We start from the raw sequence: 18457 nt of genomic DNA, 5'->3' as shown, positions 1-18457 counted from the left end.
TTTTTTATGGCTACAAAAGGACAGAAGTTTTCACGATACACGGGAGAGATAAAGAGGTCGTACGATTACGGCTCAAGGAGGGATTGTCCCTTTCTCAAATTAAGGAACGATATGGAATCAAAAGCGATGCACAGATTGTGGAATGGGTACGAAAGTTTGGAGAAACGTTTGAAGACTTTCGAGGCCGCTTCAGTAAGAAGCACTTTAGCACTTTGGAAGAAGAGAATATGCACTTAAAAGCGCAGGTCGAATATCTAAAAAAGCGCAATCCGAATCTACACGGGGAGGAAAGTTGGATAAGCAAGCCAGGTACAGGGTCATCGAAAAAATGACACCGCAATATTCCATCGTTATGTTATGCCAAATTTCCGAAGTATCGAGGGCTGGATTCTATAAGTGGAAATTAAAGGGGTGGAAACTGTTTCGACAACGCTTGTATTGAGTCTTTCTTTTCACACCTTAAAACGGAAAAGCTTTAATTAAATAAACCAGATAGCGAAGCATATGCTCGGCAACTCATTACTGAACACATTGAATACTACAACAATGAACGATTCCAGAAAAAACTAGGCGATCTTTCCCCGGTAGAATACCGAGAAGCGATCGCCGCTTAATACGCTCTTTTATTACTGTCTACTTGATGGGGCTATGACCACCGCGACTCTTTTTTGGGTATTAGCTTACACCTTCGAAATTAAATTGTAATTGCACATTCCGCGTCTTTAATTGATCTTTTATATACTTAGGCAATAATGATGTAGGGGCCTCACGCCTCATTAACTCCTTCATTAATTCAAAATACCGTTTATTCTTGCCAATCCTACCCCGCCCTAAAATTCCACCTAGTTCTTGAAGCTGTTTATGATCTTCTTCTGTTAACAACTGATTACGAGGTATTAATGTAAATCGCCCATCATAATGTAGAACTTTTACCATTGTCACACCATAGCGATCCCGCTTCATACTAATAATTTCAATCAACTCATTCGGAATAATATATGTAGCTTTCATATACCCCTCCACTACAGATTTTTTTCAATTCGTAGTTGTTTCAGCAATTTAAAGTGAGAAAATGTTTCATCATCTATAAAAGTACCCATACCTCCACTGCAACACGTTTGAGCATTGAAATTGACTACGTGGGTAAATAAGGTATTCAGATGAAAAAGGTTATTTACAATATTATTTGCGACTTGAGCAGCCATTTTATTCGTTGCACAGCGTTGTGGAGCGTTATGAATAAGATCCCCACATCCTTCTCCTGGAAAGTGAGTAACTTCATCTTCCCAAATATTCGAGAATACTTGTGCTACCGGCTCTAATACGATTTCATTTGCATATTTAAGCCCACACACTACTTGGCCACCAAAACCACTATGGTTTCTAGAAATCCCGTCTTCTTCAGATAAGTTTCTTTCCTCTGCGAACATAACACCTTCTACACCTGCATCAATATATATTAAATCCTTTAAGTAATCTGAGTAGAAAAAGTTATCCAGCAGCTGACGCGTTTTATTGTAGGGTAAGCACCCGGCGCCTTATCATCTTTCGACGACAGGTTTCCAAGTACTCCCCCCCGAACCGGACGTACACCTTTCAGCGTATCCGGCTCTCTAGATATATCATTCGTCTTGAATTAGTCGAGTCTTCCTGCATGTAAATCAACGTGGCACTTTTTACAAAGAACCATCGTCTTTCTAACCCGAGCAATCATGATTTTCTCCCATAGACTTTTGCCTTTTAGGTCTTTTAACTTCCGTACATGATGTATTTCAAACTGTCCTTCCTCTGTACCACACCATTCACATTTATTTGCTAGAATTCTATCTTCTAACGAGGTCCCTGTGAAATAGGTCATCCAATTAGGGATGAAATCTATTTCCTCACTTATGTTGGGGACATCATTCCTTTCAAACGGACCTTTATACAGATAAGCTATCTTCGTGTTTCCTTTTTTATCCTGATACTTTACACCCAACTTCCCATTAAACGAATGACTGTCTCGAATCCTCTTCGAGGTAGTTTTCCCCTTATTGGCTAGTGTTTTCAGGAAACTTTTTTGGATAAGGAAATAAGGATTGTGGAACCTGAAAATATTATTAGCAAGCTTGTAATATTCATAAAACCCTTGTATTTGAGAGTTATATGTTCTCAATATCTCCAATTCGGAATAATTAAGGTACTTTTTTACGTGCGTTGCTTTCCAAGTTCCGTCCTCTTTAATTCTAAAGAAGCAATTCCTTAACATGAAGTCTCTAATTCTGTCATGGGGCATCGCTAACAATACATTCTTACTTAGCTGTCTTGCCTTACCTTTTACAGTTTCGAGTACTTCCTGACTTTGGTTAATTTTGATGTCATAGCCAAGGAATCTAATAGATTGCGTATTGTGTGTGATTAGTGTTTTTTCTTCACTGAGTTCAAGTTTGAGTTTGTTTTGTAGGAAGTTTTTGATCTGCTCTTTGATTACTATCGCATCTTCTTTGCTCCCAATGACACTGATTAAGAAATCATCCGCGTACCTGAAATACTTTAGTCTTTTGAAGTTCTCGTCCATATCGTTCATGGAGGACATTGAGCGATATTGCTTTTCAAATGCTTTGACTTCTTTTAGTAATTTCAATTTTTGAGATGAGTCAGAACATTCCTTGTATTTTTTTCTCTTATATCTTGCCTTTCCGTTTATGCTCAAATATTCCTTACTCGGGTTCCTTTTGTCCCCTTTATTGAAATTTTCAGTAAGGGCCTCCATGAACTTATCGAGTTCATGGAGATAGATATTAGAGAGTATTGGACTTAATACTCCTCCCTGTGGTGCTCCACTATAAGTGTTGTGGATTTTCCAGTCTTCCATATATCCGGCATTCAGGAATTTTCGGATAAGGTTTAGAAATCTTTCGTCCTTAATCCTTTTCCGAAGGATGCTAATTATGATCTCGTGATTGATATTATCAAAAAAGCCTTTAATATCGCCTTCAATCCACCATTTGGTAGCCTTAGAGTGGTTTTTTATTTGGGCGAGACAGGTGTGACAACTTCTATTAGGTCTGTAGGCATGAGAGAAATCTGAGAACGTATCCTCATAAATCGCTTCAAGGATGACTCTAATAAGTTCTTGTACAACCTTGTCATCAAAAGTCGGCATCCCTAAAGGTCTCATTTTGTCTGAGTTCCTTTTGGGGATGTGAACCCTTCGCACGGGTGCTGGTTGATAACTTTCGTTACGGAGTTTAGTGATCATTTTCATGATCCTCTCCATTCCGAATCCATCGATGGTGTTGCCATCGCTTCCAGCGGTCATGTTTCCGGGATTGGGAGCCAGTTTAGTATAAGCCCTGAGATGGAAGTTGGAATTATACAGCATTCTGTACAGATCTTTAAAGACATAATCCTTGTTACTCGACTTTGATTTCAATACGCTTAGTAAAGTAGATGGTCCTTGCATGGTCTTTCACCATAACCTTTCAGCTTCTATTAAGCGATATTATCCTGCTTTCCTTCGCCATGTACTAGGCTTTCCCTAGCTCGGACTACTACGAAAGCTCCGTTACCATATTGGATATTCAGATTCTACAATCATAGCCAGTATAGGCGCTCCAACTTAGGCAATCCCCATTTAATCATGAAATGATATTTATCGAGGTTGGTTAGGTTCCCATTTCGTTCAGTTTAGTTGCTTATCGCAACCAGCAAGACCTAGGAATGACTGATCATAAGGACAATAAACCTATGACCACCCTGGTCTACCTACCCTCTTTCCCACGATTACGAGCAGGGAGATGATTCTACTCGCCTTAGAACTTGGGTTCAAGCAATCCAGCTTTAACCATACAACCTCTTTTCTCCCTCAGTTAAGCGTACCCATGCGTGGTTCATGAAAAGCACCTCACCTTTACACCATGCTACACTCCCCATAGGGTTTCCCCTCCGGATAAGGTGTTAGGAGATAGGAGTCATTATCCTAGCGTTTTTAAACGCAATCACTTCATGCCCTTATGGGCGCACATTGTCTATCATCCCAATTAATACAGGTACTACTTGGTCTTCAGGATTAATGGATAAAGTACTAAACATCTTTTTAAGCATATCCATATCTTTGATATATGAGGTAACTCTTTTAATGGGAATATCATAGTGGTCGCCATATCTTTGAGCTAGGCTAACCACTTTATACTCCCCAATATCCTCCTCTGTATATAACTGATTATCCAGATTTTTCTTCTCTACCCGATCACCATCGGCAATCATTACGTCAAGCCCGAATGGTTTATTCCAATGGCTTTTGAAGTATGTAGAGACATCTTGGCATAATCCCCTGAAAAAATGGCTACCATTCGCGCCAAGACCAACTATTACGATTTGATAAGAAATTCTTTTACCTGGTAATTTAATATCGATTCCATTTGGCATTATTCAACTTCCCCCTAAATTGTTATGCAACATCTTCCTTAGTGCTGTTATATTCTTGAACAATTGAATTGATATAATCTACCGCTCGTTGAGCTTGTTGAGCTGCAATAACAATCATTTTCTTATCATTTTTCAAGACCTTTAACCAGTTCTTCACATATGCAGCATTCTGCTTTTCTGTTAGATAGTTTATTCCCGCTTCAAAGCACATAATTGAAGCACCAATTTCTGCGATGAGCTCTTCTTTACCGTATTGTTCTGAACCAAACTTATCAAATTGGACAATCCCTGGTCGTGCAAGTCTAGTTTTGTGTCCTGTACTGTGTATCATCTCGTGATAACTGGTCGAATAATACGCTTCTATTTTATAAAACTCCTCTTTGGGCGGTACTCTAACTAAATCTAATGGAATTACATAGTCTGCAGTGTCGGACATATGCCTAAATCGTGGTGAACTTGTATGGCTGAAGAAATCTTGTATTAACTTCTCCGCATTTTCGATAGGATGATGAACAATAAGATCCTCAGTAACCATCCTACTTGCTAATCCAGTACATTGTGTATTTATATCCCACACCTTTGAATATAAAGGGGTTGGTCTACCACGCTCTTTATCAGACTCATTTTCTTCCTCATCATATTCTTCCTCGGATTTCTTTTTGTCTGGCCAGAGCCAATAAACAATCATTGTGTAATTTTTTCTTTCTTCACTTTTAATTTTGCCCCCGTTTTGTTTTATCTGATACTCGGTTGCGTATTCTCCACCTGGTACAGTAGTTAACCTATTTATTCCTTTATACGGCTTCTGAGTTATCCAGTTAACTGCAGGATTACGACTCATCCATTCACGCTGCCACGGTAATTCATCTGTCTCCTCAATAATTTTGATAAGCCGATCTGCTACCCATTCGTATACCTTTGTCATTTTTAACTCCTCCTTAATAATGAAAAAAGGGAAGCTAGCCCTAAGTAAGGCTAACTTCCCCTATACTAATCACGTATGACATGGACACGTTTTGTCCAGGCTTCAGGAAATTCAGAAGGTGATCCTAGACTTGCATTCTCAAATATCAAGTCAGAATCCAACCTAAAAAATTTACCATTATACCCCACCCTAATCTCCATTTCAGGCTCTTTGCGGTGTAGTCTACCTATTACAGCGTAAATCATAAATGCTTGCTCATGTGCATCGTCAATCGATGAAAACCTTGCTTCCATCGTATTATGCGAGTGTATATGGCACACTTCAATATACCTGTTTGCATCCTCTAACTGCCGAGAGAAATTGGCATTAATCCTATCAAATTTCACCCATTGATGAGGACACTCTACAATGTATTGTTTAAGCTGCAGATCCCAAAAGATTTGTACCATAGCTTCATTTTGATCGAGTTCATCACAATAATACTTAAAGAAACCTTCGACCTGTCTTAAGATGGTGTGAGGGATTTTAGGAAGATCAAATCTAAATCCCGTAGGAACCTCCTCACATTCTATAATGTTTTCAGCAGGCGTGATCATAAGACCTAATGTTTCTCTTCGTATTTCATATAATTTCCCATCCCTAGAAGCAACGATATTGAACAGCTTCGGTTTATCAAGCTTGAGGAATTCAGATAACTTCCAAAAAAATGATCTTACTCCCATACTTGATACCCCTTTGTCGTTCCGGATGCATAGGGCATAAGACGCTTTGCTTCAATGTCATAATCCCAAATAGTCCTCTGTTCTGTCAGTTCAAAAAATTGTTGCTCCATTCTTTCCCTTAGTTGAGGTAATGATATTGTACCGCTCTCTGGAACATCCTCTATAAAATCGCTAACTTGGAATACGTGAGTAGCGTAATGGATCGTAAAGTCTAAGTCTACTTCAATCTTCTGATCCTTCATGCTTTTTGCAGCTGAATTTACAGTGGTACCGTTTGAACTGGTTGTAGTAGCAGAGGATTTACGCACAATTTTTTTACTTAACGTGGGTTGATACTCTGTTCCAAATAATGATAATTGCTCTATGTTATTAGTAGTCATAAGCCCGCTCCTTTAAAATAAACAATGTAATACTTACATTTGTACTTTCTAAATCTTCATATAATCAGAAATTGTAAGACCTGTATCTTCTAGAATAGAATCATCGAAAGATTGTCCTTCGAAATTCATGAGCCGTTCTCTTAGATTTGTATACTTAAACAAATCGTTATTACTTGGACTATTCAAGAAAAGATAAGGTAATGTAGATAGTGTAGTAAGGTTATTATAAAAATCGCGTTCATTTGCTAATCTGTTGAGTTCTGGCCAACAAGCTTCCATTGAACGTTCCTCATATTGAACATTTGAGTAGGGATAATAATACACTTTTGAGTCTTTTGAAATGATAGTATCTTTAACAGTAAGTACTTTTAACCGAATTGCCCCATTCGTGTTAACAGAAAATAAGAAAATAAGTTTCGGATATCCTACTTTTTCATAAAGAGTTGAACCGAATTGAACATTAAACATCTGTTTCTCTGTCTCCAGAGCCACAATCCTTCGCCCATCTGCCCCTTCTTGATAAAGTAAACAATTTTTGGGTAGAAGCGGGCTACTTATTGTATGCTGACTTAAAAATGGTGCAAGCAGCTCTCTCCTGACACTTGGTGACAAATGTTTAGATAATGCCCCAAACATTCCCTTCATGAGAGGATCATCCGTTTGGCGTGCTGTACTATTCATAAGAGTTGAAAATATTTCTTGTTGGAAATACTCACTCTGGTTTGAAATTTTCACATTCTCAAGTAGTGTGATGAGCAACTTATCATAATATTGTGCGTCAGTGAGCTGCTTAACTTCCCTTAGAATATCGCTAAGGAGACTATTCAGCCCTACCTCATTTAAAGATGCTAGATTAATCTTCTTTGAAAATATAGAAAAGAATTTCAGCATTACCTCTTCATCTGCCTGCTTAAAACGTTCCATAAAATGATCAAACACTTCATAAAGTTCCTTGTCGTCAGAAGATTCTTTAATTAAAGGCCCAAAAACATCCAGTAATGAAAACTTCTTTTGCCCGCTATGAACAAAATAATTCTTGAGTTCTTCGCTATCCAATATATCCAATAATGAAAAAATGAGCTTATCCACGCGGATTCGCTCACTTTTAACCACAAGTTCATTGGACCATTCTTCAACTGTTGCCAATAAACCACCTCTAGGCAACCGAATAAGTGTCTCGTCCTGTCTTGGAATTTGTAAGGCTTGCATCGTGTTCCCTCCATACCGTTAGTTTGTGTAATAATCTCTCTTTGAGAGATATAAATTTCTCCACTACTTGAAAATAGTCACAACCCTCTGAATTTAACCTTATTCCGATAGGTGTAGACTTGCACTGAAGTCCGCCAAATTGAAAATCTGAAGATAGTTCCTCCACAGGACCAAAAATCCACAGTTCGTCTTTTACCATTTCCGGATACTTCTCCTGGAGCTGAAACCATTCCTTGATTTCACTAATGGTTAAAGAATAACTGTAATCTGATTCTTCAATAGCCGGCGAACACTCAAAAATGTAGGAAAGAGCATTGCAAAAAAAGTCGAAAGCTGAATATTTAGTCACAATCCATTCTGATGGTAATTCAACATTATTGTCGTAGCAAACCTTCGCAATAAGAAAGTTATCCAATGCTTCCAGCCACTCATACTGAACATTCGTAGGTAAAAATAAGGATGTTGTCATTCAAATAAACCTCCTTATCTTCTTTTCATCAGATAGTCTTTCAACACATATAGCTGCATGACTCACCCGGTTAATCTCGACAAGGAGATTCTTTCTATTGTCCTCTTCTTCTTCTTCAGAATCGACAATATCATCTGGATGATAATTAAAGAGTTCCTTATAGGCATATTCTCCATCATCTAAATCAAACACTTTGAAATCTGCGGAGCCAATTGAAGCCATGCCTGAATAGATGACAAAATACAAAACATCCATGGCTCTTTGAATTTTATCTGCCTCTTTTGTTTCTAAAGCAAAATTTGAAATACTTTCGTTAAAGCGCGATAAATTAATTTCCATAGTATCAGTAAGCATTTAAACCTCCCAAAGTAAATTAGTATCTATATAAAAAGCCGACTTTCCGTCTTATAAAGAACGTACTCGCCGGCTTGTAAACACCAAAAAACCCTATGGTGTAGTTCTTCCGTAATGAAAGATCACCCATAGGGTTTATAAACTAGACATAAGGCTCAACAAGGAGTAAATAAGAAATTCAATATATTAATAATATCACATTTAATCATCACTTGTACATGTAGAACAATAACGAATAGTGAAGGGGAAGTCGTCAAGCATTGTGGCTGGACGTTGGATTAACCGAACTGATAAAACTAACAAATTCCGGACTCCGCAGCATCCCGCTCCTATAGTAGTTTCGGAATCGAACGCGTGCCTTTATTTGAGGCTGTACGTAAACGAAATTGCGATCTTCACCAGTTACAATCGTATTGGCGACTTTATAAAATGCCTTACGATGTGCAACAGGTACAGCAAGTTCTATAATACCAGCCGGGCGTCCGTTATAATGGGCTAACCATCCAAACTGGTTCTTTCGATAGCCAGCTATTACGACATCGGCGTATTCATAGTTAATGATCTTAAGCCAATTAACAGATCGGCTCCCTTCATACCTGCTATCCTTACGCTTTGCAACGATACCTTCAAGTTTATGCGATTTGATGACGTCGAATAATGTAATCCCGTCGCCTTCGACCGACAGAACTAACGAGAAATAACTGTTAGGATTTAGAATGCTTGTTAACAACGCAAGGCGCTCCGTAAGCGGCCAGCTCCGAACGTCCTCACCGTTATAATGCAGTACGTCAAAAACGTAATATATTACTGGTCTTGTCCGCACTGCTTGAAGAATCCACGGGTCCTTTTTTAAATGAAATCGTTCCATGATTAATTCAAAATCGATCCAGCCATTCTCATCCATCCGCGCGATTTCACCGTCTAAAACGACATCCACATTGCCATCAATCGGCACATTATGTAGCTCTGGATATTGGCGTGTAACATCGTTATTATGGCGTGTATATAATCTTATTTGATTAGATGTGCGGGATAATATAAGACGGTGACCATCAATTTTGGGCTGGTATATGAAACGGTCGTCATCAAACGGTTTTTCCCGTTTTTCGAGAAGCATTGGTTCAATAAACATAAAACCACCTCAATAAAATTATATCGTATGTCCTGCCTGTATTGAGTTGGTAGTTAATGGACACATATGGGCTTTTTGCTATTGCATATCTAACGTATGTTTGGTATATAATAAGATATGGGAACAAGGGTTCGCAATTATGGAGGTCGATATAAATGAGTAAGCTTGATGCTAACAATCGTTGGAGTGGAAAAATGCTTTTGACCGAACATCAGGAGCAATATGATCAGCGGAATGATGAAAAACCGAACGGTAGACCATCAACAGAGGAATTAGAGATGATAAGGGATCTTGTTATGTTCCCTCAATTAATAACAATGGTTCAAAAATCAATTGAAGATATGGGTTTTGCTAAAATAACCTTTAAGGGAGTTGTCAATCGATTCCTAGAAGTTATTATGTTTAGGATTTCGGACGATTACTACGCTTTAAAGCGAGAGCTTAAAAAACGTAATATCAAGGTATCTGAAGAAGAAACAAATGATGGTATTCTGTATTATCGCTATTTTTGCCGCGGATATGAAGAAAAGTTTGGTATTGTACGTGAAACGTTACGTACAGAAATGTCGATGAGACTAACTAAATATACTACTGATATTACTCAAGCTTTAAAAAAACCAACTGGGGGCAACAGAGATTACGAAACTTAAGGGACCAAGCACAATATAAAAACCTTAAGGAAAGTATCCCTGCGACCCTTTTTATTTAGCTCTTTTCTAAATTATTGTTGCTTATCTCAACAAGGAGAAATGATTTAAGTAAGCTAATCATTGCATAATTCTAGTATATCAACAAACACCGCATCCTTTAGAATTAATCTCCTGTTCATTGAATCAATTTCATGTAATTGCTCCCAATCATAAACGGTATCATATAAGTCATACTCCTGACTTAAATGAATATAACCATATTTTTGTAGTATTTCTTTAACTTCCACTTCCGCTTCGATCAGTTCAAACGTATTTGCGGGTCCAACTAACCCTAAATTACCAATTAGGGAATTATGCTTAACCTCATGAAAAAGCATGTACTCGAATACAGGTACTATTTTAGAAATAGTTAACTGGATTTCTTGAAGTAGAACAAACCCTCCTTCTCCTACTTTATCTTTTAGTTTAAGGTACACTTTTGCAGAAGGATAAAATCAATCTTGTACTTTAACTTCAGAACTTATCCCTCCTTTATTTATTCAAACTTTATAGTTTTTTATTATCGCCCCTTTCAAGTAAGTAGTTAACTTCGAGATTTATTTTCCAAAAGGAGGAATTCCTTAGTCGCTTGAAGATATCTACTATTTGTTATAGTTAAGCACTAAAGAATTTCTCCTTGCTCGCCCTCTCTGCGAAAAATCGCATGAGAATATCCACCAGCATAGTTCCCTTTACTTTGTTCCAATAAAAAGTGTTCATAACCTTTACTTAATACAATAATGAGACTTTCATGACTAGCATCATTCCTTGTTTCATATTGTATCGAACACAATTTGTACCCTTCATTCTGCTTCTCTTTAAATACTGCTTCTATCTTGGGAAATGCTTCAAATAAAACGGTTTGAATAGGATTTACTTGAATCTGATCGTTACTATGTCTTCGCTTTTCATACTCTCGATTAGTCCCATAACATTCTTCTCGTTCCATCAAACTCGTCCTTTCTTTTTTAACCTATTTTACCAAAGGCTCGCATAATAACTATGTCGAATATATAATTCAATTATACATAGTTATCCGTCCAAACATAGAGTTTCAACTGCATATCTAATGTTATGGAGCAAAGATCATTGTTACACTTGCAAGAGCATAATGATTTGACTGGGATATATCAATTTTTATTGAATTATAGACGAATGATTGTAGAAAAGGTGTAAATGGGTTATTTTTCCTTATGCCGCCTTTTTAGAACCTGTTTAATAAAATATTCATTCGTCCCTCTTCAAAAAAAAGAATGCTCAAATATCATTGCACAAGAAAGGCCGGTTATATACCGGCCTACCTTTTGAATAGGACCTCATATTAATCCATCTTCCTTTAAACTAGTAAATCTATCATCTCCAACAATTATGTGATCCAACACATCAATGCCTATGATAGATCCGGCTTCAATTAATTTTTTTGTTAGGTTTATATCCTCAGGAGATGGGCTAGGGCATCCACTTGGGTGATTGTGAAAACAAACCAGTGATGCAGCGTTGTTTAGAATGGCTGATTTGAATACTTCCCTCGGATGTACGAGTGTTGTGTTAAGAGTACCTATCGAAATAACATGTACACCTGCGATTGCATTTTTTGTGTTTAGAGTCAAAATCCCAAAATGTTCTACTGCTTCATTTTCCAAGTCTAGTACAGTAGTAATAATATTATACGCATCTTGCGGAGAACGGATAATTTTAGATTCAAGGTCATAACGGGCTCCCTTTTCTTTGACTTGTTTTACCTTATAAAGGTTAATAGTTATCATCGTCTTATTCTCCCCTTTGATTGATTTTCAGCATTTATATTGTTTTTTTCTTCATCAAAATCGACAATATCATCTGGAGGATATCTAAAAAATTCCTTATAGGATTCTCCATCTTATAGATCAAATGTTTTGAAATCTACAGAGCCAATTGAAGCCATGACTGAAATTATGTCAAATTACAAAAAATTCATGGCACTTTAAATTTCATCTGCCTTTTCAATCTCTAAAGCAAAATTTGAAATACTATCGTTAAGGCTCTGTAAATCAATTCCCATAGAATCAGTAAGCATTTAAACCTCCCCCAAAGTAAAATAGTTATATAAAAAACCGACTTTCCGTCTTATAAAGAACGTACTCGCCGGCTTGTAAACACCAAAAAACCCTATGGCGTAGTTCTTCCGAAATGAAAGATCACCCATAGGGTTTATAAACTAGACATAAGGCTCAACAAGGAGCAAAAAAGAAATTCAATATACTGCTAATAATATCACAATTAATCATCACTTGTACATGCAAAAGGTGTTATATATAAAAAGAATCGACATAAATTTTTAAAACTTGAAATTTATAGTTTAACTTTAATTGTATCTAAGGACTCTATTCATCAAACTTTATACATATAAATACCAATTATCTTCTTCGTGAGGTGAATATAAACATAAATCTTGTTTTAGGCTGTGAAAATGTTCATGCGAAAGAACAATAGAATATTTAAAATGTTCGTCAAAAACATAAGTTTCTTGGGGGAAAGAAAAGTAATTTAACAAGAATTTTTCAAATGGCATCTGATGCAGATAATATTTTCCAAGCTTAAACATTTCCTCATCTCTCTCATTCACATCCCAAAACACATAAACATCCCCAGGAAAAGGTGGATTCTCATTTACTTCCTGTATAGTTAATACTCTTGGACCTCCAATCATACAATCCCAGAGCATATATCCCGGTTCTCTTTTGTAATACTTATATTGTTCTGAATCCGTAGAACAAAACTCTTTCTCAAACTTTCTCCTTAATACTTCTGATTTTGATTTGGATAATCGAACAAACTTTTTTTTTATTTCGGTTGCTGTATAAGGCCTTAGGTACATTAAAATTCTCCCTTCACCTATACTAGAATAATAATAATCTTATCCTGAAAAGTCCCTTCAAACTAGTATCAAATGATTACCGAATTAACTTAATCATGAACATTCCAATACTGCAAGAATCAAAACTAAATCTATTTGTATTTGAAATTTTACTTATTTAGTTATTCAAAAATAGAAAGGGTATAGCAAATGCTACACCCTTTTGTAATTAACCATACCAATGATGACCAGCTGCTCTCACATTAAAGGATTTCATGCTATGCCAATGTGGTTTATTATACGGCCACTTATATACCCCATTAGCATCATGAGTATGAGCAAAATCATGTTCAGCTTGTGTACCTGCAGTAGATGCTTGTTGAGCTACTTCTCTAGCATCATTCATACTTAAATTATAGGTATCCAATTCCGCCACTGCTCTCAACACCGCCATTGAATAGGGTATTGGTTCTAGAACAAACACTCCTCCACCCCAACCAGTATTGGGTGCTGCTGAAAAGTGCTTATAGTTATTTGGATATGCAATTGTTCGAGATTGTGATAATGAAGAAGTAGCTTTGGTTTTATAAGTAACCCCCTCATTTATTCCAATATTATTGGAAATTGCTGTAGCAGTACTCAGATAGCTATAGACAAATCCACCAACAATTACAGCTCCGCCTACAAGAGCGATAAAATCTCCCACTGGTAAGGGCCCATCAACAGCTGCAACTGGACCCAATGCGGCTAATCGTGTTGCTAAACCTTGTTCCGTAAAAGCTAATCCCATTTCTTTCAAAATTCTAACCATATCTGAAAAACTTGCAGGTTGTATCATATCATTAGATTCATTCGGATAGGTACCGTTTTCTTGAAAGTAATTATAATATTGAAGAGCAAGTTGATCAACTCTTTTAAGTTGTTCCTCATCTTCATCCGTTAAAATATATTGTGTCTGTAAGGCACTGCTTTCGAGGTTTGCTCTTTGGTGATTAGCAAACGATTCTTTTTCATATAATTCTATTTTAAACTTTGATATACTGATACCTTCCGAATCTTTTACAATATCATCCATGTCATTTAATACAGCTGATAGGTACTGGTTATCTAATAATTCTTGATTAGTTATTGAATTTATAAACTCGTCAATTAATGCTTGAGTAATTGTAAATTCACCTTTATGAATTGAGGTATTAGTCGCAAATGATGTGTTTAAAATAGAAAAAAAGAGGGCAATTACTAGCATTATCGATAATACAAATTTCTTTTTACTTAATACCATGTTTACAACTCCTTTTCCTTTTTTTGAACCATGAAAAATAAATTATTACTATCATCTAAATCCTACACAATATCCCTAATACTGTAAACGAATTCGAATTTCGTATTTTCCGAAGTAGACCTTGCGCATTGAAACAATATATAATGATATATTTAATAAATTTTGAACATCCGGTAATGGCAGAAAATACTAAAACAACGAACGAACTAAGAAAATCTTTCACAATATTCATCTTATTAACAAAAAAAGGCCCGACACATGGCCAGACCCTTAACATACATCAAATTGTGTGTATTGCTACCCTTTGCTCCTATTTTGGTAACTTTCGCTACCAGTTAATCGATATTCGTGGACACTAAAAATGGCTGTTGAGAATCTCTCGACAGCCTGAAATAACGATGACTCGTTCCTTTGATCAATCTTACAACTAATCTAACTCCTCTGCCATTTCTAACACAGAAATATATCGTATTAATTCTGCTTGAACATATTCTTGTACAAGTTCGATAAGTTTAGAAGGATCTCCCTCATTCTCATGGTAGAATTTAAAGCTATCGTAATACCTGCGTGTGTCATGAAATTTCATATTAATAGGTGGATAACCAGCCGATAACAAGTCAAGGTTCATTAGCAGTCTACCTGTTCGTCCATTCCCGTCGATAAAAGGATGGACACTTTCAAATTTCAAATGAAACAGTGCAACTCTCTCTACTACGTGCATATCTTTCATAGTTGTATGATATTCCTCCATCATCCGTTCCATGAGACTAGGAATTAGATAAGGGGAAGCAGGTTGATGGCTAGATCCTGTAATCATTACGGGTACGCGACGATACACTCCTTTATCGCTGGAGGCCCCCATTAACACAAGATAATGAATATCTTTAATGATTTGTTCAGATAGTTCCCTTTTCTCTTTCACCACTTCTTCTACATAATAGTATGCTTCTTTATGTCCAAAGGCTTCTAAGTGATGACGAAGCGGCTTCTTATCAATTGTGATGCCTTCCTTTAAGACAAGTGCGGTTTCCTCCAAGGTCAATGTATTGCCTTCGATAGCGTTGGAGTTATATACAAAATCAATCATAAAATCCTCCCCTAGCCGCTTCACACTTTCTGGAGAAAGCGGGCGTAAGGACTTTAACTTGGCGAATAACCTATCTATTTCTTCAAACAATCTGTGTCACCTCTTTCCTACTTTTGATTATCATTTGTTTAATTATACATACACACAGCAAGTCATGTAAAATGCTGTATGTATGATATTGAGGCTCCCCTTATGATTTACAGTTCTGCTTGAATTTCCTTTTGTTGATGTTCTTTCGCGATTTCCAGATTTAACATTACCTTTTCCATGTACAGTAACAACAAATCCTGATTTTTCAAGAGCATCAAAGTCCTTCTTTACTATTAATATACTAACGTTAAGCTCTTTGGCTAAACTTTGTACTGAAGGAAGGGATCTTTTCTTATATTTTTTTTAATAATTTTTCTTCTAAATTGATCTAAAATCTAATCATGAATCGGAACCATTTATGTAGTTGAATGTTATACTCAGTTTATCCGCCTCATATTTGTTACTCTAACCGACTCCAACTATGAATAGTTATATCATCAATCTACGACATCATCACTGTAATGGAGAGCTCAGCATAATCTTTAGGACTATTAATAGCTTTTAGCCTGGAGACTTCATTCTCACCATTAATGAGAAGCCTAGTATCAAAATACACTGATCCTCTATTTCTTTCAGCTTCTCTAAAAGTAAGTAAAAACATGGATGAAATGGTTTAAGCAAGATGTTGGGGGAGACGATTCAGTTCGTCAAGCTGGACGGGCGAATTCTTTATTTGTTCATTTCGGCAAAATTTGTTTAAGAGAATCGTGCTGTAACAACCGAGACACCAATAGGGGGAAGTACCAACGGTGGCTATGCGCTTTATATCTATTTCTCTAGGACAACTGAATCCCAGCTGTTAACTAGATTTAGTTCCTACTGTAAAATTAAGAGTCTGCAAACCATCTGGATTTTTAGATGTGTACAAAGAATGGATTAAATCATCTTTAATTTCTGTTCGATCACCCTCAGAATTAACATAATAGAAGCGTACTGGACCCGTTTTGTTTTCACTTGAAGTTAACAGCACACCAGTAGAAGGTATTTCAAGATAAATACGATTGTTTTTTCTTTCTAAAGCAGGATAACCTTCTTGTTCATATATAATTTTCACTTCGCCTGTATATCCCTCTGGTATTAAAAAAGTAGAAGTAGGTTGTATACTTAGTTGTAGCACGATTAAAATCAATACCAATACTGTAATACCTGTAATTATGAGCTTTTTCACAGAACATCCAACCTTAAATTGTATTTTAAACCATTTGTACGGTATTCCCTGCTCTAATTTTATTATCAGATCGTCATGATCTGCTTGCCAATCTGTCAGAATTAATATTTAGTCTCAATTTATTAATCACTGTTTTATTAGCCTTCTGCCCATAGCGCCGTCCTCAATCATCCTTGCAATCATTACAATGAGATAAGTCTCTATCATTAATGGCTTTAGCAGGTTTATTCATAGTTTTCCCGCACTATGGATATATTTATACGCTCATGCTTTTTAAAATGTTTCTTCAGGTATTACCTTTTTATATCAACCACTTGATTGTAACTTTGCCCTCCTTTTCTTAATATAAGAGCGTAGTTTCAACTTATCAATAAAAAAAAGCCCAGCACATAGCCAGACTTTTCAACTTTAATACATCAAATTTTGTATTTATTATTTCTGTTGAGATGCAAGCTTTTTCGAATCGCGTTTAAGTAGATACTTCTTCATTAGTTTATCACGTTCAATACGCTCTTTCTCATCTTGTGGAGGGATTGCCAGGACACCATTTCCCGCTTCAGACAATTCTTCAAAAGCATCTACTATATCTTTACTGTTATCGATCATTATGCATCACCCTCTCTGAAATATCGGTCTACCAAATATTTAGCTGCATTTGTTTCGATAGTCATCAAATGTCCACCAATGCTTATTGCACCTAACTTCTCTTGATAATGTTCTACTAACTTAGTCTTTGAAGTAAACGCGATTACTCCTTCAAATCCAAGTTCAAAACTAACCTTACATGCATATGCGAATAAATGAGCCCCTACACCGCTAAATAGTTGTGAAGAAGATCCAATATTCCAATGAGCACTTTCAACAAGGATAACGTCAATATACCCCTGTGCAACTTCGAAACTAATAAGTCCTTGAATATCATTTGAACCAACTACCATCAGTTTATAAACGAGCCGATTGGGTGTTAAATGTTCCTTTTTCCAATCGAAATTACTCCAGCCTTGCTTTTTAGTTAATTGCTTGAGATCAGAAGTAACCACCGGTTCAATAATTGTCTTATATTCTTCCCCTGATTCTCGGTGAATTAAACATGGAGTAAGTTCATCAATGAAAACTTCGATTTCATTACGCATAGTAGTACCCTCCATTAATTATAACATAATTTCAATAGTTTACCGTAGATAACAACCACAACCACCAAAATAAAATAAATCAATCTGATAAACTTTTTAACTTCCTGTTGAATCTTCTTATAAATCCTGCAACTCCCGTAATTATTAATGAACTTTTAAATTCAAACAAACTTAATATTGTATTTTTATTCATTCATTAGATCACCTAACCTACTAAACCTACTAGGAATAGAATCATTAAGTTCAAGATCTAATTCGGCCTCCAAGCCACTAAGTATTCTTTTAATCCATTCGAACAGTTTAAAATTACCGACTTTACTGCACCTTATGTTGTGTTCTTCCCTTTCAGTATGTTCATCGTTAAAGTTAAAAAAGAAATTCTGTCTCTTTTTCATTCTCAATTCCTCCTTTAAAAGTAAAAAACAAGCTCTTCAATGTGAACTTGTTTTAGGTAATAAAAAATTTAACGCAAAAAAGCCCTATAGGGGCATACCTTTAAACGGTATAACCACCCATAGGGCTTAACACTAACAAATAGGCTCAAAGAGCAAGAATAAATACTTATACTCAT

Annotated in this window: 23 protein-coding genes; 2 read left to right on the top strand and 21 right to left on the bottom strand. The window is 36.3% G+C overall.

Going from position 1 to position 18457, the window contains the following annotated elements; genetic code table 11:
• The first annotated feature begins 518 nt into the window (after positions 1–518).
• Entirely contained in the window at positions 519–614 is a 96-nt protein-coding gene (locus tag V1L65_RS28755) for an IS3 family transposase (RefSeq protein WP_442955703.1), read from the top strand.
• A gap of 61 nt (positions 615–675) precedes the next feature.
• On the opposite strand, the gene V1L65_RS16215 is transcribed toward V1L65_RS28755, so the two are convergent.
• The 11 genes from V1L65_RS16215 to V1L65_RS16165 all read right to left on the bottom strand — a co-directional run bounded on the left by V1L65_RS16215 (position 676) and on the right by V1L65_RS16165 (position 9601).
• A complete protein-coding gene (locus V1L65_RS16215) occupies positions 676–1011 on the bottom strand; it encodes a hypothetical protein (RefSeq protein ID WP_331700247.1) in 336 nt (111 codons plus the stop codon).
• Between the two features lie 11 nt (positions 1012–1022).
• Positions 1023–1430 carry a hypothetical protein gene (locus tag V1L65_RS16210; protein ID WP_331700246.1) on the bottom strand — a complete coding sequence of 136 codons (408 nt, stop codon included), beginning with the start codon at positions 1428–1430 and terminating at the stop codon, positions 1023–1025.
• Positions 1431–1636: 206 nt separating this feature from the next.
• Positions 1637–3445 carry a reverse transcriptase/maturase family protein gene (locus V1L65_RS16205; RefSeq protein WP_331700245.1) on the bottom strand — a complete coding sequence of 603 codons (1809 nt, stop codon included), beginning with the start codon at positions 3443–3445 and terminating at the stop codon, positions 1637–1639.
• Between the two features lie 548 nt (positions 3446–3993).
• Entirely contained in the window at positions 3994–4410 is a 417-nt protein-coding gene (locus tag V1L65_RS16200) for a ThiF family adenylyltransferase (protein WP_331700244.1), read from the bottom strand.
• A gap of 22 nt (positions 4411–4432) precedes the next feature.
• On the bottom strand, positions 4433–5335 hold the full coding sequence (locus V1L65_RS16195) for a zincin-like metallopeptidase domain-containing protein (RefSeq protein WP_331700243.1): 903 nt from the start codon (positions 5333–5335) through the stop codon (positions 4433–4435).
• A 65-nt stretch (positions 5336–5400) separates the two neighbouring features.
• A complete protein-coding gene (locus tag V1L65_RS16190) occupies positions 5401–6057 on the bottom strand; it encodes a hypothetical protein (RefSeq protein ID WP_331700242.1) in 657 nt (218 codons plus the stop codon).
• Complete coding sequence (locus tag V1L65_RS16185) at positions 6048–6437, bottom strand: hypothetical protein (protein WP_331700241.1); 390 nt, start codon at positions 6435–6437, stop codon at positions 6048–6050. Before V1L65_RS16185 ends, V1L65_RS16190 begins: the two co-directional genes overlap by 10 nt.
• 48 nt (positions 6438–6485) lie before the next feature.
• Positions 6486–7646: a hypothetical protein gene (locus tag V1L65_RS16180; RefSeq protein ID WP_331700240.1), complete on the bottom strand. Its 1161-nt coding sequence runs from the start codon at positions 7644–7646 to the stop codon at positions 6486–6488.
• A complete protein-coding gene (locus tag V1L65_RS16175; protein ID WP_331700239.1) occupies positions 7594–8115 on the bottom strand; it encodes a hypothetical protein in 522 nt (173 codons plus the stop codon). Before V1L65_RS16175 ends, V1L65_RS16180 begins: the two co-directional genes overlap by 53 nt.
• Positions 8116–8469: a hypothetical protein gene (locus V1L65_RS16170; RefSeq protein WP_331700238.1), complete on the bottom strand. Its 354-nt coding sequence runs from the start codon at positions 8467–8469 to the stop codon at positions 8116–8118.
• Positions 8470–8722: 253 nt separating this feature from the next.
• On the bottom strand, positions 8723–9601 hold the full coding sequence (locus V1L65_RS16165) for an ATP-dependent DNA ligase (RefSeq protein ID WP_331700237.1): 879 nt from the start codon (positions 9599–9601) through the stop codon (positions 8723–8725).
• Positions 9602–9756: 155 nt separating this feature from the next.
• On the opposite strand from V1L65_RS16165, the gene V1L65_RS16160 reads away from it, so the two are divergent.
• Positions 9757–10251: a hypothetical protein gene (locus V1L65_RS16160; protein WP_331700236.1), complete on the top strand. Its 495-nt coding sequence runs from the start codon at positions 9757–9759 to the stop codon at positions 10249–10251.
• Between the two features lie 113 nt (positions 10252–10364).
• On the opposite strand, the gene V1L65_RS16155 is transcribed toward V1L65_RS16160, so the two are convergent.
• From V1L65_RS16155 to V1L65_RS16110, 10 genes are all read right to left on the bottom strand, one after another.
• Positions 10365–10727: a hypothetical protein gene (locus tag V1L65_RS16155; RefSeq protein ID WP_331700235.1), complete on the bottom strand. Its 363-nt coding sequence runs from the start codon at positions 10725–10727 to the stop codon at positions 10365–10367.
• 185 nt (positions 10728–10912) lie between these two features.
• Complete coding sequence (locus V1L65_RS16150) at positions 10913–11239, bottom strand: hypothetical protein (RefSeq protein ID WP_331700234.1); 327 nt, start codon at positions 11237–11239, stop codon at positions 10913–10915.
• 367 nt (positions 11240–11606) lie between these two features.
• The gene (locus V1L65_RS16145; RefSeq protein ID WP_331700233.1) at positions 11607–12056 is read right to left on the bottom strand and encodes a JAB domain-containing protein; all 450 of its coding nucleotides are present in this window, start codon (positions 12054–12056) and stop codon (positions 11607–11609) included.
• A 611-nt stretch (positions 12057–12667) separates the two neighbouring features.
• On the bottom strand, positions 12668–13147 hold the full coding sequence (locus V1L65_RS16140; protein WP_331700232.1) for a hypothetical protein: 480 nt from the start codon (positions 13145–13147) through the stop codon (positions 12668–12670).
• A gap of 208 nt (positions 13148–13355) precedes the next feature.
• The gene (locus V1L65_RS16135) at positions 13356–14408 is read right to left on the bottom strand and encodes a hypothetical protein (protein ID WP_331700231.1); all 1053 of its coding nucleotides are present in this window, start codon (positions 14406–14408) and stop codon (positions 13356–13358) included.
• A gap of 427 nt (positions 14409–14835) precedes the next feature.
• Complete coding sequence (locus tag V1L65_RS16130) at positions 14836–15585, bottom strand: Fic family protein (RefSeq protein WP_331700230.1); 750 nt, start codon at positions 15583–15585, stop codon at positions 14836–14838.
• A 799-nt stretch (positions 15586–16384) separates the two neighbouring features.
• Complete coding sequence (locus tag V1L65_RS16125; RefSeq protein WP_331700229.1) at positions 16385–16753, bottom strand: DUF6843 domain-containing protein; 369 nt, start codon at positions 16751–16753, stop codon at positions 16385–16387.
• 432 nt (positions 16754–17185) lie between these two features.
• Positions 17186–17359, bottom strand: coding sequence for a hypothetical protein (locus V1L65_RS16120; protein ID WP_331700228.1), 174 nt, complete (start codon positions 17357–17359; stop codon positions 17186–17188).
• Complete coding sequence (locus tag V1L65_RS16115) at positions 17359–17886, bottom strand: hypothetical protein (RefSeq protein WP_331700227.1); 528 nt, start codon at positions 17884–17886, stop codon at positions 17359–17361. Before V1L65_RS16115 ends, V1L65_RS16120 begins: the two co-directional genes overlap by 1 nt.
• Positions 17887–18071: 185 nt before the next feature.
• Complete coding sequence (locus V1L65_RS16110; protein ID WP_331700226.1) at positions 18072–18281, bottom strand: hypothetical protein; 210 nt, start codon at positions 18279–18281, stop codon at positions 18072–18074.
• Positions 18282–18457 lie beyond the last annotated feature (176 nt).

This window comes from Paenibacillus sp. IITD108 (assembly GCF_036541265.1).
Taxonomy (GTDB): Bacteria; Bacillota; Bacilli; order Paenibacillales; family Paenibacillaceae; genus Pristimantibacillus.
The sequence above is the reverse complement of the archived record's forward strand: the minus strand, read 5'-3'. Positions and strand labels throughout refer to the sequence as shown.

Excerpts from the sequence above, each read along its gene's own strand:
- V1L65_RS16215 (WP_331700247.1), bottom strand. The coding sequence starts at position 1,011 with ATGAAAGCTACATATATTATTCCGAATGAGTTGATTGAAATTATTAGT.
- V1L65_RS16210 (WP_331700246.1), bottom strand. The coding sequence starts at position 1,430 with ATGTTCGCAGAGGAAAGAAACTTATCTGAAGAAGACGGGATTTCTAGA.
- V1L65_RS16205 (WP_331700245.1), bottom strand. The coding sequence starts at position 3,445 with ATGCAAGGACCATCTACTTTACTAAGCGTATTGAAATCAAAGTCGAGT.
- V1L65_RS16200 (WP_331700244.1), bottom strand. The coding sequence starts at position 4,410 with ATGCCAAATGGAATCGATATTAAATTACCAGGTAAAAGAATTTCTTAT.
- V1L65_RS16195 (WP_331700243.1), bottom strand. The coding sequence starts at position 5,335 with ATGACAAAGGTATACGAATGGGTAGCAGATCGGCTTATCAAAATTATT.
- V1L65_RS16190 (WP_331700242.1), bottom strand. The coding sequence starts at position 6,057 with ATGGGAGTAAGATCATTTTTTTGGAAGTTATCTGAATTCCTCAAGCTT.
- V1L65_RS16185 (WP_331700241.1), bottom strand. The coding sequence starts at position 6,437 with ATGACTACTAATAACATAGAGCAATTATCATTATTTGGAACAGAGTAT.
- V1L65_RS16180 (WP_331700240.1), bottom strand. The coding sequence starts at position 7,646 with ATGCAAGCCTTACAAATTCCAAGACAGGACGAGACACTTATTCGGTTG.
- V1L65_RS16175 (WP_331700239.1), bottom strand. The coding sequence starts at position 8,115 with ATGACAACATCCTTATTTTTACCTACGAATGTTCAGTATGAGTGGCTG.
- V1L65_RS16170 (WP_331700238.1), bottom strand. The coding sequence starts at position 8,469 with ATGCTTACTGATACTATGGAAATTAATTTATCGCGCTTTAACGAAAGT.
- V1L65_RS16165 (WP_331700237.1), bottom strand. The coding sequence starts at position 9,601 with ATGTTTATTGAACCAATGCTTCTCGAAAAACGGGAAAAACCGTTTGAT.
- V1L65_RS16160 (WP_331700236.1), top strand. The coding sequence starts at position 9,757 with ATGAGTAAGCTTGATGCTAACAATCGTTGGAGTGGAAAAATGCTTTTG.
- V1L65_RS16150 (WP_331700234.1), bottom strand. The coding sequence starts at position 11,239 with ATGGAACGAGAAGAATGTTATGGGACTAATCGAGAGTATGAAAAGCGA.
- V1L65_RS16145 (WP_331700233.1), bottom strand. The coding sequence starts at position 12,056 with ATGATAACTATTAACCTTTATAAGGTAAAACAAGTCAAAGAAAAGGGA.
- V1L65_RS16140 (WP_331700232.1), bottom strand. The coding sequence starts at position 13,147 with ATGTACCTAAGGCCTTATACAGCAACCGAAATAAAAAAAAAGTTTGTT.
- V1L65_RS16135 (WP_331700231.1), bottom strand. The coding sequence starts at position 14,408 with ATGGTATTAAGTAAAAAGAAATTTGTATTATCGATAATGCTAGTAATT.
- V1L65_RS16120 (WP_331700228.1), bottom strand. The coding sequence starts at position 17,359 with ATGATCGATAACAGTAAAGATATAGTAGATGCTTTTGAAGAATTGTCT.
- V1L65_RS16115 (WP_331700227.1), bottom strand. The coding sequence starts at position 17,886 with ATGCGTAATGAAATCGAAGTTTTCATTGATGAACTTACTCCATGTTTA.
- V1L65_RS16110 (WP_331700226.1), bottom strand. The coding sequence starts at position 18,281 with ATGAAAAAGAGACAGAATTTCTTTTTTAACTTTAACGATGAACATACT.